This window comes from bacterium, from assembly GCA_040755795.1.
Classification (GTDB): Bacteria; UBA9089; CG2-30-40-21; order CG2-30-40-21; family SBAY01; genus JBFLXS01.
Window position 1 is genome coordinate 2,139 of sequence record JBFLXS010000326.1, and the last position, 2,568, is coordinate 4,706.

Consider the following 2,568-nt stretch of genomic DNA (forward strand, 5'->3'; position numbering starts at 1 on the left):
AAACTTAAATTAGAAGGGGATGAAAAAGTCGGTGCAATGATTGTTAGACGGGCATTAGAAGAACCTTTAAGACAAATTGCAGAAAATGCCGGATTAGAAGGTTCGATAGTCGCCGAGAAGATTAGGTCGGAGAAAGACCCTAATCTTGGCTACGATGCCTCAGAAGATAAATTCACTGATTTAGTCCAGGCAGGGGTGATTGACCCGGCAAAAGTAACTCGCTGTGCCCTGCAAAATGCAACTTCGATTGCAGGATTAATGTTGACCACAGAAGCATTGGTTACGGATATCCCTGAAAAGAAAAAAGATATGCCTCCGATGCCACCAGGCGGTGGATACGGGGATATGTATTAAGTAAGTAGTGAGCAGTGAGAAAAAATTTTAAGGAGTGGGAACTAAAAACTCCCACTCCTTGTTTTTTGATGATTGGTAAAGGGTGAATACTATTTAGTTACCAATTACCAGATTTGTAACCATTCATCTATAGATGGACACGGATAAAACACTGATTTTCTGTAAGGGTTCAGGGAGGATAAAAATAAGGAGAAAGGGAGAAGATGGAGAAGTGGAGAAAAGAAGAGTTAACTGATAGGATTATTAATGCCTGTATTAATGTCCATAAGAGGAGATAAGTGGGAAGTATTATAATGAGGTTAGAGTATACCTTAGAGCAGTGGATAAAGAAATAGGGTTAGGGGTAAATTTCGCAGACTCCAAGATTGATGTCCGAAGGGTGGAGCAAGAAAAAGTTTGAGCCATTTCTCCTTGTTTACACTTCTAATGTATAGCCCTGAACGGTTACCCAGATTTAAGTAGGGAGATGTTAAAATGCCAACTTATGAATATGAATGCCTAAAATGTGGATTTAGATTTGAGGAATTTCAAAAAATTACAGATGAACCTCTAAAAAAATGCCTTGAATGTAAAGCAGATGTTAAAAGGGTATTTACAGCAGGAGCAGGATTTTTATTTAAAGGTTCAGGCTTCTATGCCACAGATTATGTTCAGAGAAGCAAAACTTATGTCGAGGCAGAAAAAAAAGAAATAGGCTACAAAGAACCTAAACCTGAAAAGCCTGATTCTAAAAAAGATAAAGTCTCCACCGCGAAAAAATAGTTGAATTTAATTTAAAAATATGATATGATTAGAGAGGGGAAAAATTTGTCAAAGAAAAAAATTATCACAGAACCAGAAGAACATATTGAGATTGAGAAGGTTGAAGAAAAAGTAAGTATTACAAAACAAGAGTTAGCTGAGTTTGAAAAACAGAAAATCCTTGCTGATGAATATTTAGACCATCTCAGGCGACTTAAGGCAGAATTTGAAAACTATAAAAAACGCGAGGAAAAACAAAGAATAGAATTTGCCAAATTCGCCAATGAAGGTTTAATTATTGAATTATTACCGGTAATGGATAGTCTTGATAGAGCATTAAATGGTGTTCATGAATCACATAGTTTGGAGAGCTTTTTGCCAGGGGTAGAATTAATTCGGAAACAATTAGAGGATATTCTGGTAAAAAATGGACTTGCTGGAATAGAAACCGTAGGAAACCCGTTTGACCCCAAAAAACATGAGGCACTCCTGCATATAGAATCGCAAGAACATCCTGAAGATATTGTAACTCAGGAGTTAAGAAAAGGATATTTGCTGAATAATAAAGTAATTAGACCGGCTCAAGTAGCCGTTAGTAAAGCAAAAAGTAGTGAGTAGAGAAACTACTTACCACTCAAATTGGCGAGAAAAAAGGAGTATCTATGCGAAAATTAAAATTATATGTTGATACTTCTGTGTGGAATTTTTACTTTGCAGATGATGCCCCTGAAAAGAGAGATGTGACAAAAGACTTTTTTGATTTGGTGCGAAAAGGAGAATATGAAGTATTTATTTCCGAAGTAGTTCTTAAAGAAATAAGCGATGCATCAGAACTAAAAAAAACTCAACTGGGAAAACTTATTAAAAGTTATCCAGTGATAGAATTGGAGATTACAGAAGAAGCAGTTGAGATGGCTAAGAGTTATATGGCTAAAGGTATTCTACCAGAGAAGAAAGAAGATGATGCATTGCATGTGGCTATAGCAACAGCTGCGGAGATGGATGCAGTTGTAACATGGAATTACCAACATTTAGCAAATTTAAGGAAGGCAGAGTTATTTCATAGCGCAAGTTTAGAAAAAGGATATTTTAAAAAGTTGGAGATAGTTACTCCGATGGAGGTGAGTAGATATGAAAGTTGATAAGTCACTTCAAGAGGTCTGGAATTGGAAAGAGAAAGTTTATGAGGAAATGAAAGGACTTTCTACCAAAGAAAAGATAGTAAGTTTTAAAAAGTCAGCAGAAAACTTCTCTATGAAATACGGTTTAAAACTTAAGAAACTTTATTCGTTACAGAAATAACCTTGTAAAAAAAACTGATTGAAAGTATCAGTCAGTAAATCTAAAACTCGATGTTCAAGTTTTTTAAAGGTATAAAGATTTAACCGCAAAGAGCGCAAAGGAAGGTTTCGCAAAGGACGCAAAGAAAGAAAAACAGGTCTATAAACGAAAACGAACTTTCAAATATTGTTA

Annotated in this window: 5 protein-coding genes; all 5 read left to right on the plus strand. The window is 35.6% G+C overall.

Annotated features, from left to right (window positions below):
• Window positions 1–354, plus strand: a 354-nt coding sequence (locus tag AB1414_15815) for a TCP-1/cpn60 chaperonin family protein (GenBank protein MEW6608886.1), incomplete at its 5' end; no start/stop codon positions are given.
• Between the two features lie 474 nt (window positions 355–828).
• A complete protein-coding gene (locus tag AB1414_15820) occupies window positions 829–1,116 on the plus strand; it encodes an FmdB family zinc ribbon protein (protein ID MEW6608887.1) in 288 nt (95 codons plus the stop codon).
• Between the two features lie 45 nt (window positions 1,117–1,161).
• On the plus strand, window positions 1,162–1,713 hold the full coding sequence (locus tag AB1414_15825; GenBank protein MEW6608888.1) for a nucleotide exchange factor GrpE: 552 nt from the start codon (window positions 1,162–1,164) through the stop codon (window positions 1,711–1,713).
• A gap of 44 nt (window positions 1,714–1,757) precedes the next feature.
• Complete coding sequence (locus AB1414_15830; GenBank protein ID MEW6608889.1) at window positions 1,758–2,237, plus strand: type II toxin-antitoxin system VapC family toxin; 480 nt, start codon at window positions 1,758–1,760, stop codon at window positions 2,235–2,237.
• Window positions 2,227–2,397 carry a hypothetical protein gene (locus AB1414_15835; protein MEW6608890.1) on the plus strand — a complete coding sequence of 57 codons (171 nt, stop codon included), beginning with the start codon at window positions 2,227–2,229 and terminating at the stop codon, window positions 2,395–2,397. Before AB1414_15830 ends, AB1414_15835 begins: the two co-directional genes overlap by 11 nt.
• Window positions 2,398–2,568: the final 171 nt, after the last annotated feature.